13 protein-coding genes are annotated in these 21,150 nt (G+C 60.7%); 5 read left to right on the forward strand and 8 right to left on the reverse strand.

The window, feature by feature from the left end; translation table 11 throughout:
• Positions 1 to 2 precede the first annotated feature (2 nt).
• On the reverse strand, positions 3 to 1,040 hold the full coding sequence (locus tag ACXADQ_RS05305) for an ABC transporter ATP-binding protein (protein ID WP_475316287.1): 1,038 nt from the start codon (positions 1,038 to 1,040) through the stop codon (positions 3 to 5).
• Positions 1,041 to 1,094: 54 nt separating this feature from the next.
• Positions 1,095 to 2,168 carry an ABC transporter substrate-binding protein gene (locus ACXADQ_RS05310; protein WP_475316289.1) on the reverse strand — a complete coding sequence of 358 codons (1,074 nt, stop codon included), beginning with the start codon at positions 2,166 to 2,168 and terminating at the stop codon, positions 1,095 to 1,097.
• A 401-nt stretch (positions 2,169 to 2,569) separates the two neighbouring features.
• On the opposite strand from ACXADQ_RS05310, the gene ACXADQ_RS05315 reads away from it, so the two are divergent.
• A complete protein-coding gene (locus ACXADQ_RS05315; RefSeq protein ID WP_475316292.1) occupies positions 2,570 to 3,712 on the forward strand; it encodes a phosphoserine transaminase in 1,143 nt (380 codons plus the stop codon).
• A 64-nt stretch (positions 3,713 to 3,776) separates the two neighbouring features.
• Complete coding sequence (serA, locus tag ACXADQ_RS05320) at positions 3,777 to 5,369, forward strand: phosphoglycerate dehydrogenase (protein WP_475316295.1); 1,593 nt, start codon at positions 3,777 to 3,779, stop codon at positions 5,367 to 5,369.
• A gap of 62 nt (positions 5,370 to 5,431) precedes the next feature.
• On the opposite strand, the gene ACXADQ_RS05325 is transcribed toward serA, so the two are convergent.
• Positions 5,432 to 5,806: a hypothetical protein gene (locus ACXADQ_RS05325; protein ID WP_475316299.1), complete on the reverse strand. Its 375-nt coding sequence runs from the start codon at positions 5,804 to 5,806 to the stop codon at positions 5,432 to 5,434.
• A gap of 226 nt (positions 5,807 to 6,032) precedes the next feature.
• Here ACXADQ_RS05325 and ACXADQ_RS05330 point away from each other — a divergent pair, with 226 nt between their 5' ends.
• The gene (locus tag ACXADQ_RS05330) at positions 6,033 to 6,761 is read left to right on the forward strand and encodes a metallophosphoesterase family protein (protein ID WP_475316302.1); all 729 of its coding nucleotides are present in this window, start codon (positions 6,033 to 6,035) and stop codon (positions 6,759 to 6,761) included.
• Between the two features lie 113 nt (positions 6,762 to 6,874).
• Positions 6,875 to 8,050: an acetyl-CoA C-acyltransferase family protein gene (locus ACXADQ_RS05335; RefSeq protein WP_475316305.1), complete on the forward strand. Its 1,176-nt coding sequence runs from the start codon at positions 6,875 to 6,877 to the stop codon at positions 8,048 to 8,050.
• A 54-nt stretch (positions 8,051 to 8,104) separates the two neighbouring features.
• Here ACXADQ_RS05335 and pbpC read toward each other — a convergent pair whose 3' ends face one another.
• Both pbpC and ACXADQ_RS05345 read right to left on the reverse strand, forming a co-directional pair.
• Positions 8,105 to 10,138 (reverse strand): penicillin-binding protein 1C, encoded by a 2,034-nt coding sequence (gene pbpC / locus ACXADQ_RS05340; protein ID WP_475316309.1) that lies wholly within the window; start codon positions 10,136 to 10,138, stop codon positions 8,105 to 8,107.
• Positions 10,135 to 15,561: an alpha-2-macroglobulin family protein gene (locus ACXADQ_RS05345; protein ID WP_475316312.1), complete on the reverse strand. Its 5,427-nt coding sequence runs from the start codon at positions 15,559 to 15,561 to the stop codon at positions 10,135 to 10,137. The genes pbpC and ACXADQ_RS05345 overlap by 4 nt, the downstream gene beginning before the upstream one ends.
• Positions 15,562 to 15,715: 154 nt before the next feature.
• Here ACXADQ_RS05345 and ACXADQ_RS05350 point away from each other — a divergent pair, with 154 nt between their 5' ends.
• Positions 15,716 to 17,959 carry a response regulator gene (locus ACXADQ_RS05350; protein WP_475316314.1) on the forward strand — a complete coding sequence of 748 codons (2,244 nt, stop codon included), beginning with the start codon at positions 15,716 to 15,718 and terminating at the stop codon, positions 17,957 to 17,959.
• Here the strand turns inward: ACXADQ_RS05350 and yaaA are convergent.
• From yaaA to ACXADQ_RS05365, 3 genes are all read right to left on the reverse strand, one after another.
• Entirely contained in the window at positions 17,938 to 18,708 is a 771-nt protein-coding gene (yaaA, locus tag ACXADQ_RS05355; RefSeq protein WP_475316316.1) for a peroxide stress protein YaaA, read from the reverse strand. The genes ACXADQ_RS05350 and yaaA overlap by 22 nt on opposite strands.
• Positions 18,709 to 18,735: 27 nt before the next feature.
• The gene (gene recQ, locus ACXADQ_RS05360; RefSeq protein ID WP_475316317.1) at positions 18,736 to 20,775 is read right to left on the reverse strand and encodes a DNA helicase RecQ; all 2,040 of its coding nucleotides are present in this window, start codon (positions 20,773 to 20,775) and stop codon (positions 18,736 to 18,738) included.
• A gap of 71 nt (positions 20,776 to 20,846) precedes the next feature.
• Positions 20,847 to 21,134 (reverse strand): YggT family protein, encoded by a 288-nt coding sequence (locus ACXADQ_RS05365; protein WP_420569154.1) that lies wholly within the window; start codon positions 21,132 to 21,134, stop codon positions 20,847 to 20,849.
• Between the last annotated feature and the right edge of the window lie 16 nt (positions 21,135 to 21,150).

The raw sequence follows: 21,150 nt of genomic DNA on the forward strand, positions 1-21,150 counted from the left end.
GCTTACCTCAGCACGACTGCAGCATCGGGGGCGCAACTGACATAGGCTGTCTGGCCGACCTCAACCGGGCACGGGGCGCGCCCTGGCAGACTTACCGTCAGGTCTGGCGTCTCACCCTCGGCCTCCAGCGTTACCTCGGTCGTGGCCCCCAGGGCGCGCACGAAGCTTACCTTTCCCTGCAGGCTTGCCTCTTTTGGCGAGGCGCTCAGCGTCAGGTCCTCAGGGCGCAACGACAGAGTTACGGGGCCAGCTGCAGGAAGACCGTTCACTTCGATTTTTCCGCGCGGCCCAGTAAAGATCCCATCAGCCGCATCCCCGCGCATCAGATTGGTCGTACCAATGAAATCCGCCACAAAAGCATTGGCGGGTTGGCGGTAAATCTCGAGCGGCGGCGCAACCTGCTGCACCTCGCCTTCGGACATCACGACCACCAGATCGGCAGTGGTCATGGCCTCGCGTTGGTCATGTGTCACCAAAAGAGAGGTGACACCCAACTGGCGTTGCAACCGTTTCACTTCGATCTGCATGGTTTCGCGCAGTTTGGCGTCCAGCGCTGACATCGGTTCATCCAACAGGAACAATGCCGGTTCCATCACCAACGCACGGGCGATGGCAACGCGCTGACGTTGCCCGCCAGACAGTTGCGAAATCGCGCGCGTACCGCGCCCGGGCAGATGCACAAGCTCTAGTGCGTCCTCTGCTCTTTTCTGACGTTCCGCAGCTGAGACGCCCCGGATGGCCAGCGGGTAGGCAACGTTTTCAGCAACGGATAAATGAGGGAACAGGGCCAAAGATTGAAACACCATCCCGAAGTCGCGCTTGTGGGCGGGGACTTTGGTAATGTCCTTTCCGGCCAAGGACACAGTGCCTGTTGTGGGCTCTTCCAGGCCTGCGATGATCCGCAAAAGTGTGGTTTTCCCACACCCTGACGGCCCTAAAAGACAAACGAATTGTCCGTGATCCACCTCCAGCGACAGTTTCTGCAACGCTGCAAAGGTTCCATAATTCTTGCTGACATCTGCGAGATGAAGACCGGTCATTCCAAATTCCCTCAAAAAGCGGGCCCGCCGCAGGTCAGCGACGGGCCCTGTCTCTTAGCTGTTCAACATTTCCGACCAGATCTGGTTCAGATAGTCCTGCCTTTCGACCTGCATGTCGTAGCGCGGAATGATCGGGGTTATGTCCGAGGAAACGGCGCCGAACTCTTCGTCGGTCAGGTCCGTCAGTTCGCGCGCGACGGTCGGAGCGGTGCCCAGATTGCGCGCCAGCATCGCCTGAATTTCGGGCTGCGCCATGTAGTTGATGAACTCTTGCGCCTGGCCGATCTTGTCCGACGCACCGGGCACGACCCAGTTCCCACGGTCCAGAAGACCACCCTCTTTGGGGAAGTTCGAGCGCACCGGGAACCCATCAGCGGCGGCCAGGCCGGCAACGTCATGGTAATACTGACCCATCGGGATTTCGCCGGATTTCAACGCCTGTTCGAACTGCGCTTCGTCACGATACCACAGGCGCACATTCGGTTTGATCTCGGCGACCTTGGCCAGAACTTCCTGGATCGATGCTTCATCGGTCAGATAGCTCGTGCCGCCAAAGAACGTCGCTGCGGTGATTTCCAGCAGATAAGAATTCGACACCAGCGCCAGCAGGCCCAGCTGATCTTTGTATTTGGGATCCCACAGCTCGGCCCAGCTTTGGATGGGGGCTGCAAAGGTATCCGTGTTCTGTACGACGGTGATGTACCAAGAAACAGCGGGCGCCGCTGCAAGCCCGCCATCCTCGTACCGAACCATCAGATCTTCGGACAGGTTCGAAAGGTTCGGCATCGCGTCTGCGTTCAGCGTTGCGAACACTTTGGACTTCATGCCCTGCAACACACCAGTGGTTGCCATCATGGACACATCCGAGGGCGCACGGCGCGCGCGTGCCGCCTGTTGGATTTGGATAAGCCACGCCTCGCCCGTCGGAACGGCAATGCTTTCCACTTCGATACCGGTGGCCGCGGTGAAATCCGGGTAGACGAATGCGTCAAAGCTATCCTGGAAGTAGCCACCATAGACCCCGATCTTCAGCGGCCCGTCCGCAGCCCGCAGGATCGTCGGCGCCGCAAGCGCAAAAGTGGACGCGGTTGTTGTTTTCAGAAACTGACGTCTGGTCTGGCTGATCATTGAAATTCCCCTGTGCTGGAAGAGTGGTCATCGATTTTCAGCAAGCAGAGCAAAACTATACTTCGATAAACATCACCATATTTCCGAATTCACTTCGGGTTTTTTATAACCGTTGAGGTCGCGAGGTAGAGCGACCGCTGGCTGGCGCCCTCAGGGTCCTGCGAGGGCCGAAAGTTTTGGTCGCAACACAAGCGTCTGAACAGAATCGATTCTGACCGGAACCTATTTATTAGGTTGGGCTTGCCCTGCTGGCATCGGGCCAGGACACCGCAAACAACACGAATTCGCGCTCATTTTATCGATCTTGTCTTTCCCTATTGCTTTTTTAACGAAGGTTCCATAGGTCCGTCCGTGGGACACCTCTCCCCAACGAGAGGCGCTTATCTGGAAGGGTAGCATCAATGGCTATTGCACAACCGGCAACGCGGCCGGCTAATCCGCGTTTTTCCTCTGGCCCCTGCGCCAAAATCCCCACATTCTCGCTGGATCTGCTGTCGGACGCCGCTTTGGGTCGTTCGCACCGTGCCGCTGTCGGCAAGGCCAAGCTGAAGGATGCCATCGAAGGCACCCGCGAGGTTCTGGGCATCCCCGCAGACTATAAGATCGGCATCGTGCCCGCGTCGGATACCGGCGCCGTGGAAATGGCCCTGTGGTCGCTGCTGGGCGCACGCAAGGCGGAAATGGTCGCCTGGGAATCCTTTGGCTCGGGCTGGGTCACCGACGTGGTGAAGCAGCTGAAAATCGACGCCGAGGTCAAAACCGCCGAATATGGCCAGATCGTTGACCTGAGCACCGTCGATTTCAACAACGATGTCGTGTTCACCTGGAACGGCACCACCTCGGGCGTGCGTGTTCCCAACGGTGATTTCATCCCCGCCGACCGTGATGGTCTGACCATCTGCGACGCCACCTCGGCTGCTTTCGCGATGGACCTGCCCTGGGACAAGCTGGATGTGACCACCTTCAGCTGGCAAAAAGTTCTGGGCGGCGAAGCGGCCCACGGCATCCTGATCCTCAGCCCCCGCGCGGTCGAGCGTCTGGAAAGCTACACCCCCGCATGGCCGCTGCCGAAGATCTTCCGCCTGACCAAGGGCGGCAAGCTGATCGAGGGCATCTTTACCGGCGCCACCATCAACACCCCGTCGATGCTGGCGGTCGAGGATTACCTGGTCGCGCTGGACTGGGCCCGTTCGGTTGGTGGTCTGCAGGGCCTGATGGGTCGCGCCAACGCCAACGCACAGGCCGTTTGGGATTTCTGCGACGCCAAGCCGTGGATCGCCAACCTGGCCGAAGATGACGCCACGCGCTCGAACACCTCGGTCTGCCTGAAGTTCACCGATGACCGCATCCAGGACGGCGCCGCCTTTGCCAAGGCCGTGGCCAAACGTCTGGAAGCAGAAAACATCGCGCTGGACATTGGCGCCTATCGCGACGCCCCCGCAGGCCTGCGTATCTGGTGCGGCGGCACGGTTGAAACCTCGGACATCGAGGCGATGCTGCCCTGGCTGGAATGGGCCTTCGAGGCCGAAATCGCAGCCCAATAAGTGACGGCGGCGGGCCCCGCGCCCGCCCCTTTCCCTGACATTTCATCTTTGAAGGAGAGCCCCCATGGCCCCCAAAGTTCTCGTATCTGACAAACTGTCCGAAACCGCCGTTCAGATCTTCCGTGATCGCGGCATAGACGTTGATTTCCTGCCCGACGTGGGCAAGGACAAAGAAAAACTGGCCGAAATCATCGGTCAGTATGACGGCCTGGCGATCCGCTCGGCCACCAAGGTCACCCCGACCCTGCTGGAGCACGCCGACAAGCTGAAAGTCGTTGGCCGCGCTGGTATCGGCACCGACAACGTCGACAAAGAAGCGTCCTCGAAAAAGGGTGTGATCGTCATGAACACCCCCTTCGGCAACATGATCACCACCGCCGAGCACGCCATCGCAATGATGTTCGCCGTGGCTCGTCAGATCCCCGAAGCCTCGGCCAGCACCCACGCCGGCAAATGGGAAAAGTCCAAGTTCATGGGCACCGAGCTGACCAACAAGACCCTGGGCGTCATCGGCGCGGGTAACATTGGCGGCATCGTCTGCGACCGTGCCAAGGGCCTGAAAATGAAGGTCATCGCGTTCGACCCCTTCCTGAGCGAAGAAAAGGCCGACAAGATGGGCGTCGAAAAAGTCGAGCTGGACGACCTGCTGGGCCGCGCCGACTTCATCACCTTGCACGTGCCGCTGACCGATGGCACCCGCAACATCCTGTCGGCTGAAAACCTGGCCAAGACCAAAAAAGGCGTGCGTATCATCAACTGTGCCCGTGGTGGCCTGGTGGATGAAAACGCCCTGGCCGAGCTGCTGAAATCCGGCCACGTTGCCGGCGCTGCTTTTGACGTGTTCGCGGAAGAACCCGCCAAGGAAAACGTCCTGTTCAACCTGCCCAACGTTGTCTGCACGCCGCACCTGGGCGCCTCGACCACCGAAGCTCAGGAAAACGTGGCCCTGCAAGTTGCCGAGCAGATGTCGAACTATCTGCTGGACGGCGCCGTTGAAAACGCGCTGAACCTGCCCTCGATGACCGCCGAAGAAGCCAAGGTCATGGGCCCCTGGGTCGATCTGGCAGGCCATCTGGGCAGCTTCATCGGTCAGCTGACCGACGAGCCGATCAAAGCCATCAACATCCTGTATGACGGTGTCGTGTCCGAAATGAACCTGCCCGCGCTGAACTGCTCGGTCGTGGCGGGGATCATGAAGAAATCGAACCCCGACGTGAACATGGTCTCGGCTCCGGTCGTCGCCAAAGAGCGTGGCATCCAGATCAGCACCACCAACCAGGACAAATCCGGCGCCTTCGAAGGCTATGTCAAAGTGACCGTCGTCACCGACAAGCGCGAGCGTTCGATGGCGGGCACCGTGTTCTCGGATGGCAAGCCGCGCTTTATCCAGATCAAAGGCATCAACATCGACGCCGAGGTTGGTGAGCACATGCTGTACACCACCAACGAAGATGTCCCTGGCATCATCGGCACCCTGGGTGGCATCCTGGGCGAGAACGGCGTGAACATCGCCAACTTCACCCTGGGTCGCGCCGCCGCCGGTGGCGAGGCGATTGCTCTGCTGTACGTGGATGACTCGCTGAACCAAACCACCCTGGACGCGCTAGCCGCGACTGGTCTGTTCAAACAGATCAAGCCGCTGGAATTCAACGCCTAAGCCTCTTCGGCTTTAGATAGTAGCCCCCGCCCGGCTTGTCTGGGCGGGGGTTTCTTTTTGGGTCAACCTGACGCTTTTCCCGCGCGGATTACGACCAGCAAGAAAACCAGCATTGAGGCCAGTGTCAGAAATGACCCGGCTGCCGCCAGCCCTTCACCTTTTTCAAGAATTGCCATCGCGATGCCCGGGACAATCACGATTACCCCAAGCAGCGAAAGCCCCAGGTGAATTCGGGGCAGCAAGCCTTGGCGCGCTTTGGCCACGGCGTGATAATACCCCGCGAATATCGCCATCGAGACCCATCCGATCAGGTTCATATGAGCATGGACCGGCGCCATGGTGTGATCGTGCGAGGCCGACATGTGAATGCCCAGCGCCATGCCCAACACAGCGCAGATCACGGCAAGCACCATGAAATAGTATGAGATTCCGTTCATTTTTTCTCTCCCTGTTCCAGTTCGCGCCGAACAGAGAGCCCCCCGAACGACGGATTGCCCCACATGTTTTTTGCTCAGGCCGTCGCTGGGGTCTGGCGCGGCATGATGCATAAGGTCATGTATAGCCGATTTCGCGCCAATATCGTCATAGAAACTGCGGCTCAGGGTGCTGGACCATCTATCCGGGGTCTCCTAGGGTGCCGCCGACTCGGGGAAAGAGGCAGAAATGAGCAACACACCCATCTACGCGGTTGGCGACATTCACGGCCAGCTGGACATGCTGGAAACTGCACTGCGCCATATTGAATCCGATGGCGGGCCCGATGCGCGTATTGTGTTTCTGGGCGACCTGGTGGATCGAGGTGACAGCAGTGCTCAGGTGATCGAACGCCTAAGGGCCGGTCAGGCCGAAGGCCGCAACTGGACCGTTCTGTGCGGCAATCACGATGATCTGTTCGCGGGGTTCCTGCGGACGGGCGCGGTGGAGGATGCACGGATCAAATCAGGCGTTCCCTGGACAGGGCCACGTTTGGGCGGGCTGGCAACGCTGGCCTCTTATGGAATGACCGACCTGGACCGCCCTGCCCCGGCGCTTTGGGCCGAGGCGAAATCCGTGGTGCCCTCGGCGCATCTGACCTATCTGGAAAGCCTGCCCGACCATCTGTTGATTGATGATTTGCTGTTCGTCCACGCGGGCATCCGGCCGGGGATCTCGTTGGCCAATCAAACCCGCGACGACATGAAGTGGATTCGGCAAGAGTTTCTGGACGATCCGCGCCAACACCCCTGGTTGGTCGTGCATGGACATACGGCCATTCAGGCGGCCGAGCATCGCGGCAACCGTGTGAATCTGGACAGCGGTGCTGGATACGGACGCCCGATCACCGCCGCTGTATTCGAAAACGGACGGGTCTGGACATTGGATGCGATGGGCCGGATGCCGCTAGATCCCTGAGTCTGCGCCCTGAACGCAAAAAACGTAAGGGCGCGACGCTCGGAAAATGCTTTTGTTGCATCGCAGCATCCTCTAGGCTTCGCGAAATTTCCAGCACCAGAGGGAGAGAGCCCGTGACAGATATCGTTATTTTGGATGGCGCACGCACCGCAATCGGAACATTCGGAGGATCGCTGGCGGGGGTCGCTCCGATACAGCTGGGCGCCATTGCCACCAAAGAGGCCCTGGCCCGTTCTGGTGTTGAAGGTGGCCAGATCGGCCATGTCGCCTTTGGCCACGTCATCAACACCGAGCCCCGCGACATGTACCTGTCGCGCGTCGCCGCCATGGAGGCCGGCATCCCCGACACCACCCCGGCGATGAACGTGAACCGTCTGTGCGGTTCGGGCGCGCAGGCCATCGTCTCGGCCACGCAATCGCTGATGTTGGGCGACGCGGATTTCGCCGTTGCCGGTGGCGCTGAAAACATGAGCCGCTCGCCCTATATCATCCCGGATCAGCGCTGGGGTCAGAAAATGGGCGACATTCGCACCGTCGACATGATGGTTGGCGCGCTGACCTGTCCCTTTGGGACCGGCCATATGGGGATCACGGCGGAAAACGTTGCTTCGGAAAATGATGTGACGCGCGAACAGATGGACGCCTTCGCGCTGGAAAGCCAAAACCGTGCCGCCGCCGCGATTGAAGCGGGCCATTTCGACAGCCAGATCGTGCCGGTCGAGGTCAAGGTCAAGCGTCAGATGGTCGAATTCGCCAAGGACGAGCACCCCAAGGCAACCACCCCAGAAGGTCTGGCCAAGCTGCGCCCGGCATTCAAAAAGGATGGCAGCGTGACGGCCGGGAATGCCTCGGGTCTGAATGACGGGGCTGCGGCACTGGTTCTGGCCCGCGCCGAGGCGGCCGAGAAGGCTGGCCTGAAACCCAAAGCACGTATTCTGGGCTATGCCCATGCGGGTGTGCGCCCCGAGGTCATGGGCATCGGTCCGGTTCCCGCCGTGGAAAACCTGATGGCGAAAACCGGCCTCAGCATCGGCGATTTCGACGTGATCGAATTGAACGAAGCCTTCGCCGCTCAGGCGCTGGCGGTGAACAAAGGGCTGGGTCTGGACGCGGCTAAAGTGAACCCCAATGGTGGGGCGATTGCCTTGGGCCACCCGATCGGCGCGACCGGTGCGATCATCACCGTGAAAGCCCTGTACGAGCTGGAGCGGATTGGCGGCTCGAAGGCTTTGGTGACCATGTGCATCGGTGGCGGTCAAGGCATCGCCATTGCTCTTGAGCGCCTGTAAGGCCAGACGCACAGATCTGAGGAATTGGGGCCGGGTCGAACCTGGCCCCTTTTGCTATTCTACACGGATATTCACCCGATCCGAGCGCCCCTTGGCGTCGATCACCGACAGGGTAACGAACCCCTTGCCGACGTCTGGCAAGGCAACCTCGCGCGCGCGATTTCCCGTCAGTATGGGCGCGCCGTTCGCCAGAACCGTAAAGGGGGGGGCGCCATCGCGCAGTTTGACGACAAGCCCCGCCTCGGACAGGGGCAAACGCGCGCCATTTGGTGGGAACGCCAGTTTGGGCGCATCGCTGTCGACCTTGAAAACCGCGTTCCGTCCCTGGAACCGTTTCAGAGGTTGCGGCAGCAAAGCGGCGCTGACCAGCAGGGTTTCCGGCGGTGGCGGGGGCAGGACCTCTAGCTCTGGCTTGAGCCGCTGAAAGGCGTCGAACAGAACCGGCGCTGCCATATCTCCGCCAAATGCGCCCGGAACAGGCGTGCCGTCTGGTCGGCCAATCCACACCCCGATCACATGCGCGCCATCAAACCCGATGGCCCAGGCATCCCGGTGCCCGTACGAGGTTCCGGTCTTGTAGGCCAACCGCCCCGTCGGCGCCCCGGGCGGAGGCCGCATGCCCGACAGAATGTGCCCGACCTGCCACGCAGCGGCGCGGCTGACGATCCGGGGGCCGGGCATGGGCCCCCCCGATGCGTGCAATGTCACTGCCTGACCGCCATTGGCCAGGCCCGCATATAGCTGCACCAGATCGCGCAGCGTGACGCCGACACCGCCCAAAGAGACCGCCAAGCCCGGCTTGCCCCCTGGGATAACGGGGGCTGCACCAGACCTGCGCAAAGCGCCGATCAGGCGTTGCGGCCCGATCTCGTCCGTCAAAAGCACCACCGGGATATTCAGCGATTGCCGCAGCGCATCCGCGATTTTCAGTTCTCCGCGGAACCGCCCGTCAAAATTTTGCGGCGCATAGCGGCCAAAGGAAATAGGGCGATCATCAATCAGGGTTTCCGGATGGGCCAGACCCTGATCAAAGGCCATGGCATAGACCAAAGGCTTCAGTGTCGACCCGGGAGAGCGCAGGGCGCGGGTCATATCGATGAAGCCCTGCCCTCTGCCCGATGCATAAGCGCGTGATCCGACCGAGGCGACAATCGCACCGGTTTTGATATCGGCTGCAAGGATCGCGACGGACAGCTCGTCTCGTTGGTGGCGCAACACGTCCACCGCAAGCTGTTCCAGGCTTGCCTGAACGGTGGCATCCACCGTCAGAGACAAACGCTGCGTGTCGGGCTGCGCGGCGCGCGTTGCGTCTGCAAGATGAGGCGCCAAAGCCGGAAAGGGGCGCCGTTGATGCGGCACCGGGTCCATCAACGCCGCTGCGCGGTCTTCGACCGAGACGACCCCAGCCTCGGTCATCCGATCCAGAACGCGCGCCCGTGCACGAGTTGCACTGTCATGATGGCGATCGGGACGACGGACCTCGGGCGCCTGGGGCAAGGCCACCAGCAGCGCGGATTCCGCCGTGGTCAGACGCTTGGGTTCTTTGCCAAAATAGGCCAGGGACGCGGCGCGGATGCCCTCGATATTCCCCCCATAGGGCGCCAGGGACAGATAGAGGCTCAGGATCTCGGGCTTGCTTAGGCGCCGCTCCAGCGCCATGGCCACACGGACTTGCCGCAGCTTGCCGCTCCATCGTCCGGTCGTGCCATCCTCGAGCAATCGCGCAACCTGCATGGTCAGGGTCGAACCGCCCGAGATCACTCGGCCATTGGTCAAAGCCTGCGCGGTGGCACGCAGGGCGGCCAGCGGATCGACCCCGGTATGGCGCGCAAAACGGCGATCCTCGTAGGCGATCAACATGTCGACGAATTGGGGATCGACCTGATCCAGCGAGACCGGAAGACGCCACAAACCATCCGCTACCGTATAGACGCGCAGAAGGTCGCCGTTGCGGTCGCGCAGCTCGGTTGAATGTTCAACCACCGTCACCGGCATTTGCGTCCGCGCAACCCAATCATCCACGGCATCCCGCGCCGCTGCCCCGCCCAGCAGGGCTGCGATCAGGGCAAATGGGGCAAGACGTTTCATTCGACCGTCACGCGGCCCGTATCCGTGCGCGCATGATATTGCGGGCGGTACATATCCTCGACTGTGGCCGCAGGATGGTGGAACGTCCCGGGCGAGATCGCGCGGACCACATAGGCCAGGGTAAAGGGCTTGTCCGTCCGCCAATCCACCGCAGCCAGGAAACGATCCGTGCGGAATTCGACATTCTCGGCGTAAGCTACCTTGAGCCAATCCAGTTCGCGAATGTCACCCGAACGCAGCAGCCGAGGATTGTCGATCTCAAGCCCCGCAGGCAGGGGATCGTTCACCATCAGCCGCGCGCCCCCCTTTTCGAACGGCGTCACGGTCAGAACGACAACGATACGCTGCCCCGTTTCGACCTGATCCAGCGCCAAGGGGGCACCTTCGGGGGTAAAGAACGCGCGCTCGATCCCATAGCCATAGCCACCTGCGGGCTCGGGCACTTCGGGGACGCCCGAGGTGGTCAGCGTGATCTGCACCGGTTGGCTGCGCGTATTGCGGATCTTGGCCGGTTGCATCGCGACCCGATCCTCCAGCATCCGCACCAAAGGCCCAGTGGCGGGGGTGCCGTCGATCTCGAGCCCGGACACACCTGGGTCCGTGACCATCGCATGGGCCGCCATCAGCGCCCAAACACTTTCCTGTGTGGACAGGCCGCGTTGCACACGACCAATTCGCCCGGCCAAGGCATCCGTATCAACCGCGGTACTGCCGGATTCGACCGCCAAGGTCAGCACAGCGGCGGCATCGCGCATATGCGTGCCATAATCCGCCCGCCACACATTCGCGCCGCTTTCCTGCATCGGCTTGATCATGCTTGCCGCGCGGATGAACATCGTGTCCGCTCGGGTCTGATCCCCATACGAGGCCAACGCTGCCCCGACCTGAGCCGCTGCCAAAGGCGTCGCGAAATTGCCGCCTTTGACATCCGCATAGTAGCGCAGATCGCTCATCGAGGCCGCGCCTTCGCGGGCCAACACCATCAGCGCATAGGCGATGTCCTGGCCACCCAGATCAAAGTCAGACGCATAGTTCAAACGATTGCGCAGATTGTCCATCGCCAGTCGGAAGGCAATGTCCGGCACGTCATAGCCAGCCGTCCGCGCCCGCGACAGGAAGTCGGTGACATAGGCATCCAGCCAGAAATCCCCCGATTGGGCGCGCCACAGGCCAAAGGCTCCGTTGCTGGCCTGACGGGTCAGAACCCGCTCGATCGCCTGATCGATGCGTTTGTCGACGTCGTATTTTCCCCCCAATCCCATGGCCTCTGCCACCGAGGACAGATACAGCAACGGCATCGCGCGGCTGGTAACCTGCTCGGTGCAGCCATAGGGATAGCGATCCAGCGACGCCAACAGCGCAGGCGCGTTCAGCTTGGCCAGCGGCCCGGCGGTAAAGGTCGCCCGTCCGGTCCCCGGCAGCATCCCGGCAAAGACGTTGTCATCCAGAGTAAAGGTCTGCCCCGCTGCCAGCTCGAATCGCTGCGTGTTGGACACGGCGGGATCGTTGCGACGCACAGGAACCGTCAGCTCTTTGAGCAGCTGACGACCATCCGGGGTGGTCAACGCCACGCGGATAGTGTGGTCGCCGACATCCTCGGCGCGAATGGGCAGGGTCAGCTCAGCTTTGCCTTTCTCGGCCAGCGTCACACCCGAGGGCCCATCTGTCAGCACCATGCCGGTTGCGGTCACGTCCAGGCCCATGCGGCCCGCAGGTCCGGTCGCATGAACGATTTCCAGCAGCAGGCGGCTTTCATCGCCTGGCGCCAGGAAACGCGGCAAACTGGCGGTCACGACCACGGGATCACGCACCAGAACGTCTGCCTCGGCCTGACCCACGGCGGTGTCCGACCATGCGACCGCCATCAGCCGCACGGTGCCATTGAAGGCTGGCAGATCAAACTCGACCTCGGCGCGGCCATCCGCACCAACCTGAACGGGGCCACTGAAAAAGGCGACCAGTTCCTCGGTCGGCGGGGGCGATTGGAATCGCCCGCCCGAGCCCGCATCCCCACCAGAACGGACCTGCCCCATGGCGCCGTTCATCCCGTCGATCAGCCGGCCATAGACATCGCGGATGTCCACGCCCAGACGACGCTGACCAAAGTAATGCGCCGACGGGTTCGGTGACTTGAAGCGGGTCAGATTGAGAATACCCAAGTCCACCGCAGCAACGGTCACATAGGCGGTATCGCCTTCACTGATGCCTTCCACCTGAACGGCGGCACGCAACGTGCCGCGCGGATCGGTCTCGGCCGGGGCGTCAAAGCTGACCGACAGCTGTTTATCGGCTGGATCGATCTTGGCATAGGACAGGCCCATCGCGCGCGCAGGGTTGTGCCCGGCAGCCACATCCATCGGCCGAATGACCGAGGCCGTGACATAGGCACCCGCGCCCCATTCATCCGTGACCTCCAGGGGGATTTCGTTTTCGCCTTTGGTGACCTCGACCGTTTTCATCGCGATCACACGGTTGGACATGACGGTGACCAACGCGGTGCCAGCATAGCGCGGCACGATCTTCAGCGTGGCCGTGTCGCCGGATTTATACCCGCTGCTGTCCAGCGACAGTTCCAGGGTATCCGGCGTGGCGCTGACATCCGCAGGCGCATACCACCCCGCATAAAAACTGGTCGAGGCCGAGATCGAAGGGTCATCCAGGTTCTCGACCACCAGCTCGTAGCGGCCCCATTCCACCGGCGCACTCACCTGCGTTGGCTGGGCGCCAAGCAGGGCCTCGCCTGTCGCGATGCGTTTACGGGTGGTGATCGGCTCCCAGTTCCATTCACCGTATTGCTGATACCATTGGTAGCGACGCTCGACCCGGTTCACGGTCCAGCGCACGTTCATTTCCGTGGCGGCCAGGCTCTGATCCAGCGCCAGGATGTTCAGCGCGGCCTCGCCCCCTTCGGGCAGGACGTCGTCAAACAGGGGTTTGATCCCGATCAGCGGTTTCATCGGGGTCAGCACGCGAGTCAGCGCGCGTTCAACCGGACGGCCCGACCCTTCGTACATGTTCACGGTGATGCGGGCCATCAGCGGGCCATCGGCATCGCCAAGATCACCGACCTCGACCGGGATTGAGGCTTTGCCGTCTGCATCGGTTTCGCCGCCATCAACATAGTCGGTGCGCGGGCTGAAACGGGTGTCATAGCGGCCAAACCGATAGCCGGGGAATCCCTCCAGCGTCTCGGTTTCCGATAGTTTGATCAGCGCCTCAGAGCGCAGACCCGCACCCGGAGCCCCAAACAGATAGCGCGCAGTGATCTGCATATCCGGCGCCGAGGCCAGCTTGATCGGGCCATCGGGCAGGTCGATGTCAAAGTCGATGCGTTCGGGCAGGAAATCCTCGACCAGGAAGTTGGCGGTGGTCAGAGGCGCGGCATCCACATCCGCCTTGATCGCCAATCGCCACGTTCCGCGCGGCACAGTTGGGCCCAGCGGCATTTGAAACACATGGCCCCCAGCGGAATCTTCTACTGACAAGTGGCGCGCATACTCTACCCCGTCGGGCCGGGTCAGGATCGCTGTCACGGGCAGGTCATTCAGCGCTTTGGCAACGCCGTCGCGGGTCAGGACGGTGGCATAAACGGTCTCTCCGGCGCGATAAGCCCCGCGATCCGTGGTCAGGAAGACATCAATCGGCGGGCTGGGCTCGCGGCCTTCGACCCCCCGGTCAGACAGATCAAACCCGGGCTCTTTCAGCGACAAGAAGGCGATGTCCTCTTCCCCTTTTTCAACCACCAGCAAGGCTGGCGATGCACCGCCAGTGCCCCGGGTCAGGCCATCGTCAAACTGTGCATATCCATTCGCATCCGTATTGATTGTCCCCAGCACCCGGTTCGCATTCGAAAGCAGCGAGACCTTCACCCCCTCGATTGCCTCGGTCGAGCTGAGCGAGCGCACAAACACATGCATCCCGTCCACACCCGAAAGGCTGCTGACACCCAGATCGGACAGAACGAACCATTGCGTCGCGCCGGGGCTGTCATAGGGATCAGCCCCCGCCTGCGCGGCGGACAGCGCATAGATGCCAGCGGGCAGTTCGGCGACGACATCCCCGATCGGCAGCCGGGTGGTCATGTCGCGGTTCAGTTCCATCTGAACTTCGCCCTTGCCGGTCCAGATTTCCTCGGCAATCTCCGAGGAAAATTCCTGTTCTTCCCAATAGGACAATGGCCGCCCGAAATAGCTGTCCTGGATCGCGCGCAACAGGTTGCGGTCACTGATGCGGCGCAGGGTCAGATCGACCTCGGTCAGGTTGACGGTTTCAATGGGCAGACCCGCATCCGAGGTACGCGGCAACACATAACCGCGCCCGGGGAAGCTCACACGGGGCGAACGGTCCCGAACATAGAAGTTCAGGTCCACATCTTTGATCAGCATTTCGCCGCTTTTGGCGGGAAGACCTTCGCGGAAGGTCACGCGATAGCGGCTGCCATGATCGACACCGGTGACGCAGATCTGATTGCCGCTGGCCTCGACGGCCATGTCAGTGGCAGGCAGGCGCAGATAGGTCGCATAGTCGACACCCGCGGCAACAAGCGGTTCAGAAAACTCTGCGCAAACGCGCGGGTTCGCCAGATCGCTTTCGACGGTGTGCTCGGTGATCCGGAACCCGTATTTGCCGATCGCCTTGTCCAGAGCTTCGCCAATATCCGCGCGGTTTGGCTGCAACGATTGCGCCAGTCGCAAGGCGTGGATCATGTCGCGGCCACGACGGCTGCGCTCCAATGCGTCAGACATCACTTGCAGAGCGCTGACCTGTTGCGCTGTGTTTTCGGCCCGAACATAGGCGTTGATCGCGGCATACCGCGCCCGGTCCGCATATTTGCGTCGGTCCGAGCCGCTGCTGGTCTTGATCAACAAACTTGTCCGCGCGTACTCGGCCCACAGATCGCTGCGATCCAGATGCGACAACGCGGCGCCCGTCCAGCGCATCGCGTTTAGCCAATCCTCGTTGGCGCTGCGCTCGCGCGCGGCGGCCAGCAGATCCAGCGGTTGGTGTTCGCCTGACGGGTGGGTGCCTCCGATCCGCTGCGCCTGAGATTTTGCGCGCGACATATCGTTGGGGCCGACAAACCCCAGATCAGGCCCAAGCCGTTCGGCGCGCGCTATGGCATCGGTGCTGTTCAGCACGACCCGCGCCGACCATGCGCCCTCGTATGGTTGGCGCTCGCTGATCTCGCTTTTGGTGAAACAGGCGTTGGATTTGCTGTTGAAGGTGAAGGCCTGGCAGGAGTCATCCGACAGGCACAGGTTCACACAGGACTGATAGGTCGTGTCAAACAGCTGCGCCACATCCGAGCCATAGAAATCCATATCCCGGCTGACGATCAACCGTTTGTCAGGGATCACATCCGCAGCCAAGGTCGAAGCCATGCCGAATACGGCCGTCACAACGGCACTCAGAAATGGACGCATCAATTCTCTCCTTCAACAATGGATGGATCGTGGCATGGCGCACGACGGAAAATCAAGACTTGGCCGATCACATCGCTATCACGAATATTAAGCGGATTTTCACGACCACTCCCCAAAGTCATGCCATGCAATTCTGAGCGGCACGGGGTTGAGGATGAGTCTTGCACAAAAACTGGCAGAGGAAAGACGCGCCAGACTGGCAGCAGAACGGCTGCTAGAGCTGAAGCAGGCTGAACTCCACGCGGCGAACCAGAAACTGGGCCGCCAGGCGCGGGTCCTGTCCGAAGAAATCGTCGAAACGCGGGCCCAGGTCGAAAATTTCCGAACTGAAAACCAGCAGGTCAGATCCGACCTGACCCTCGCGCATGAAAAGGTTGAAATTGCCGAACGCCGGCTGTGGCATTCGATCGAAACGATCCAGGACGGGTTTGCCTTTTTCGATTCCGACAGCCAGATGATCGCCGCGAACCATGCCTATTTGTCCCACTTTGATGGGTTGGAAGAGCTGGTTCCGGGCATCCAGTATGCCCGAATTCTGCAGCTGCTGACCGAAGAAGGCATCGTGAATATCGGGGAGTACGATCCGGCCAACTGGCGCGCGATGATGCAGCAACGCTGGAACGCGCCCTCGCCTCCTCCGGTGGTGGTGCGGCTGTGGAACGACACCTATGTCAAACTTCTGGATCAACGCGGCCCCGCGGGGGATATCGTCAGCCTGGCGCTGGATATCACCGACACCGTTCGATACGAAGAAGAACTGACCGTCGCGCGCGAAAAGGCCGAGGCCGCCTCGCGGGCGAAATCGGCCTTCCTGGCCAACATGAGCCACGAAATCCGTACCCCGATGAATGGGGTCGTGGGTATGTCCGAACTCTTGTCGGATACCTCGCTATCCGAGGAACAGCAGCTTTTCGTCAACACCATCAAGAACTCGGCCGAGGCCCTTCTGGTCATCATCAATGATGTGCTGGACTACTCCAAAATCGAGGCGAACAAACTGGTTCTGCACTCGGAACCCTTCGATCTGGAGCGCTGCATTCACGAGGTCGTCATGCTGCTGCAACCCATGGCGCGGGACAAGGGCATCGATCTGCTGATCGACTATGACCTGTTTCTCCCCACCATGTTCGAAGGCGATGCTGGACGTATCCGGCAGGCTTTGACCAACCTCGTCGGCAACGCGGTCAAGTTCACCGAAACCGGCCACGTGCTGGTGCGCGTGGTCGGCCTGCAGCCCGGCGATTCTCCGAACACGCATATCCATATCACCGTCGAAGACACAGGCATCGGCATCCCCAGCAGCAAAGTCGAACACATTTTCGGTGAGTTCAATCAGGTCGATGACGAAAAGAATTGCAAATTCGAGGGGACCGGCCTGGGACTGGCGATCACCCAACGCCTGATTCACCTGATGAAAGGTCAGATTTGGGTGGATTCCGAAGAGGATGTCGGCTCCAGCTTCGGGTTCCGGATCACGCTGCCCGCGACCGAGGTCATGACCGAAATCGCACCGGTTCTTCCGCAGCAGCTGAAACGAGTCCTCGTCGTCGATGATCTATCGGTTAATCAAGAAGTGCTGGCGCGCCAAATGGAAATTCTGGGGATCGAAACCGTGTGTTGTTCGTCGGGCGAAGAGGCCCTCGATCGGCTGGACGATGGATTTGATGTCGTCATGACCGATCACAACATGCCCAGCATGGACGGAATTGCGCTGGCCAAGAAGATCCGCAAGCGCGGCAGTCAGGTGCCCATTCTCCTGTTCAGTTCCAACTCGACCTATGCCGAAATGGAAAAAGGGAAAAAATACATTCAGGCCATCATGACAAAGCCAACCCCGCGGCGCGAATTGTTTGCGCGCCTGCGGGAACTGGGCGCGCGGCTTGGTGAAAAACCCTCTGAACACCAGGGCGGGCCGCGCAGCGAAGACCCGGCAAATCCAGCAGAGAATACGCAGCCGGTCCAATCAGACGACCTGCGGAAAATGCGCGTACTGGCCGCCGAGGACAATCGCACCAACCGGCTGGTCCTGACCAAAATGCTGAAAACTGCGGACATTGATCTGCATTTCGCTGAAAACGGACGCGAGGCCGTGCAGCTTTTTGCAGATATCAACCCAGACGTCATTTTCATGGACATCTCGATGCCAGGTATGGACGGCAAAGAGGCAACGCGCGCCATTCGCAAGATCGAGAAAACCACAGGCGCGCACGTGCCGATCATTGCAATGACGGCTCACGCGATGGACGGAGACAGTCAGGACATTCTCAAGGCCGGGCTGGATCACTACCTGACCAAACCGCTTCGAAAACCCGAAATCCATGCCGCGCTGACTCAATATCAGCCACAGGGCACGCGCCCCCCCATTACCGGAGAGGATCAGGCAGCATCCGCGATTTGAGCCGGGCGCACGAACACCAACTGGTCCTCTTCGGACAGATCAGGCTGAAATCTATATCCACCAGTGTCGAAATCCGTCAGTGCCTCGGGATCCATCAATCGTCGTTGGATGATAAACCTGGCCATCGCACCACGCGCCCGTTTGGCGAAGAAACTGACGATTTTCGGACCGCTGGGTTTCTCTTCCATAAAGACCGGTGTCACCACTCGCAGCCCCAGGGCTTTCAGATCAACCGCGCCAAAATACTCCTGGCTTGCGCAGTTCACCAACACCTCCGAACCAGTTTTTTCAGCCTGTTCGGCCAAGACCCTGGCAACATCTTCGCCCCAATACTCATAGAGGTTTTTCCCAAGCGGGTTTTTCAGCCGACTGCCCATCTCTAAGCGGTAGGGCTGAATTTCGTCCAATGGGCGCAGCACACCATACAGCCCCGACAAAATTCGGAAATGACGCTGCGCCCATTCCATTTCCTCGGCGTCCAATGAGCTCGCATCCAAGCCAACATAGGTGTCCCCAGCAAAGGCGAGCGCGGCGGGTTTGCGCTCCATCTGGCCGAAATCGCGAAACCGGTCGGCGTTCAACTTGGCCAGGTTTTCACTGATATGCATCAGCTTTTGCAACTCGGCCACGCTCAGGTCCCGCGCGATTTCGGCCAATTCCTCGGCGCGATCTGCAAATACCGGCTGTGTCACCCCGGCATCGACGGGGCTCATATCCATTTTCTTGGCAGGGGACACGACGATCAGCATTTGGGCTCCTTTTGGTTTAGAACGTTTCTAACCGGCTTCTTGCAACACGTCCAGAAAGGCCGCCCCAAAGCGATCAGCACGTTTTTCGCCCAACAATCGCGCCATGGCCCCCGTGTCCGAGGGCCGTATCTGCGCCACCTTGGCCAGCAAAGATGCAGAACAGCTCAGTGGTTTTTCCAGCCCGTCCTTGCCCCGAGCCAGATCGGCCTGGACCTCGAGCAACCGGTCATACAAAGGGCCGGCCTCGCGGCCTGCGAGCTTCTTTCGCTGCGGATGCAAATCCTGGACCGCCCCGGTAATAACCTCCAGGAATGTGCGGCCATAGCGATCCAGTTTCTTCGCGCCAACGCCGCTGATATGGGCCATTTGATCCAGATCCTGAGGGCGCTTTTCAGCCATTTCGATCAGGGTGCGGTCGTTGAAAATCACATAGGCGGGAACATTCGCCGCCTCGGCCAGGGCCCGGCGTTTGGCTTTCAACGCCGACAGCAGCGGCGCGTCCTCGTCGCTGACCAGTGCCTTGATCGCGGGGTGTCGCGTCGCGTTCCTGACCGAATCCTTGCGCAACGCGATCTCGGCCTCGCCCCGCAGGATGGGCCGCGCGGCCTCGGTCATATGCAGCGCGCCGTGGCGATCCGGGTTGGGGCGGACCAGATCATGCGCCATCATTTGCCGGAAAATCGCCTGCCATTGACGCTTGTCGTATTCGCGCCCAACCCCGAATGTGGGCAAGGCATCGTGCCCCTTTTCGCGCACCCGATCCGTCAGGTTCCCCAGCAGGATGTCGATCAAATGCCCCGAGCCATACCATTCCTCGGTGCGCAGAATCGCCGACAGCGCCATACGGACGGGTTGTGTGCCGTCAAACACATCGGGCGGACTGTCACACAAATCGCAATTGCCACAGCTGTCATGCGTTTCACCGAAATAGGACAGCAAGGTTGAGCGGCGGCATTTCAGCGCCTCGGCCAGGCCCAGCAGAGCATTCAGGCGGGCATGGTCCGCAGCGCGACGTTCGGGCGGGGCAAGGCCTTCGTCAATTTGCGCCCGGCGCAGGCGCACATCCTCGGGGCCAAACAATGTCAGCGTTTCCGCAGGGGCCCCATCGCGCCCCGCACGCCCGATTTCCTGGTAGTAAGCCTCGATGGATTTGGGCAAATCGGCATGGGCAACCCAGCGGATATCAGGCTTGTCGACCCCCATCCCAAAGGCCACCGTGGCCACAACGATCAGACCGTCCTCTTGCTGGAACCGGGTTTCGGCATAGCGGCGATCATCGGGATCCATCCCGCCGTGATAGTGACAGGCCGCGTGGCCAGCCTCGCGCAGGGCCTTGGCCAGGGACTCGGTTTTGGCGCGGGTCCCACAGTAAACGATGCCGGATTGGCCTTTACGGGCGGCTGCGAAATTCAGGATCTGCTGACGCGGGCTGTTCTTGGCGGCAAAGGCCATATGAATGTTGGGGCGATCAAAGCCGCGCAAAAAGGTCTGAGGCGGCTGGTCATCAAACAGGCGTGACACGATTTCAGCGCGGGTTTCCGCATCCGCCGTGGCGGTAAATGCCGCCAAGGGCACCCCAAGCGAGCGGCGTAATTCACCAATCCGCAGATAATCCGGCCGGAAATCATGCCCCCATTGGCTGACGCAATGGGCCTCGTCCACAGCGATCAAAGACACGTTGATCCGCTGCAACATGCCCAGCGCCGAGCCCGCAGACAGGCGCTCGGGCGCGATATACAGCAGCTTCAGGGTGCCAGCCTCGATCGCGTCCCAAACGGCATCGGTTTCCTCGGGCGTATTGCCACTGGTCAGGGCACCGGCTTCGACACCGGCCTCGCGCAGGGCGCGGACCTGATCCCGCATCAGGGCAATCAGCGGCGAGATCACCACGGTGATCCCCTCGCGCATCAGCGCAGGCAGTTGGAAACACAGGGATTTACCGCCACCTGTTGGCATGATGGCCAGGACGTTCTGGCCGACGGCCACGGCCTCGACCACCTCGGCCTGACCATCGCGGAAATTATCGAATCCAAAGACATCCCGAAGGATCTGGTGGGCGTGCGTCATTTTTCTCTGCGCGGCTATATCTGCTCGTACAGAGGTTTTCCCACACTATAGATAGTGGGACAAGTCCCGGATCAGTAGAAGGCCGAGATGTTGTTGACCAGAATGATCCGCAACGCATAAACGCCCAGCAGAACAACCAGCGGCGCCAGGTCCAAGCCCCCCATTGGCGGCAGGATACGGCGGATCGGACCATAGAGCGGTTCAAGAATGCGGTTCAGCCCGTACCAGATTTGCGCCACGAATTGCTGGCCCAGATTCAACACCTGAAAGCTGATCAGCCAGCTCATAATCACATGGGCCAGAATGAAGAACCAGACAACGTCCAGAATAAGCATCAGGATTTGAAACAAAGACATCATTGGCGGGGGCCCTCTT

The organism is Thalassovita sp. ABM4_323 (assembly GCF_056158665.1).

Excerpts from the sequence above, each read along its gene's own strand:
- ACXADQ_RS05365 (WP_420569154.1), bottom strand. The coding sequence starts at position 21,134 with ATGATGTCTTTGTTTCAAATCCTGATGCTTATTCTGGACGTTGTCTGG.
- ACXADQ_RS05310 (WP_475316289.1), bottom strand. The coding sequence starts at position 2,168 with ATGATCAGCCAGACCAGACGTCAGTTTCTGAAAACAACAACCGCGTCC.
- ACXADQ_RS05330 (WP_475316302.1), top strand. The coding sequence starts at position 6,033 with ATGAGCAACACACCCATCTACGCGGTTGGCGACATTCACGGCCAGCTG.
- ACXADQ_RS05325 (WP_475316299.1), bottom strand. The coding sequence starts at position 5,806 with ATGAACGGAATCTCATACTATTTCATGGTGCTTGCCGTGATCTGCGCT.
- recQ (WP_475316317.1), bottom strand. The coding sequence starts at position 20,775 with ATGACGCACGCCCACCAGATCCTTCGGGATGTCTTTGGATTCGATAAT.
- pbpC (WP_475316309.1), bottom strand. The coding sequence starts at position 10,138 with ATGAAACGTCTTGCCCCATTTGCCCTGATCGCAGCCCTGCTGGGCGGG.
- serA (WP_475316295.1), top strand. The coding sequence starts at position 3,777 with ATGGCCCCCAAAGTTCTCGTATCTGACAAACTGTCCGAAACCGCCGTT.
- ACXADQ_RS05315 (WP_475316292.1), top strand. The coding sequence starts at position 2,570 with ATGGCTATTGCACAACCGGCAACGCGGCCGGCTAATCCGCGTTTTTCC.
- ACXADQ_RS05305 (WP_475316287.1), bottom strand. The coding sequence starts at position 1,040 with ATGACCGGTCTTCATCTCGCAGATGTCAGCAAGAATTATGGAACCTTT.
- ACXADQ_RS05345 (WP_475316312.1), bottom strand. The coding sequence starts at position 15,561 with ATGCGTCCATTTCTGAGTGCCGTTGTGACGGCCGTATTCGGCATGGCT.
- yaaA (WP_475316316.1), bottom strand. The coding sequence starts at position 18,708 with ATGCTGATCGTCGTGTCCCCTGCCAAGAAAATGGATATGAGCCCCGTC.
- ACXADQ_RS05350 (WP_475316314.1), top strand. The coding sequence starts at position 15,716 with ATGAGTCTTGCACAAAAACTGGCAGAGGAAAGACGCGCCAGACTGGCA.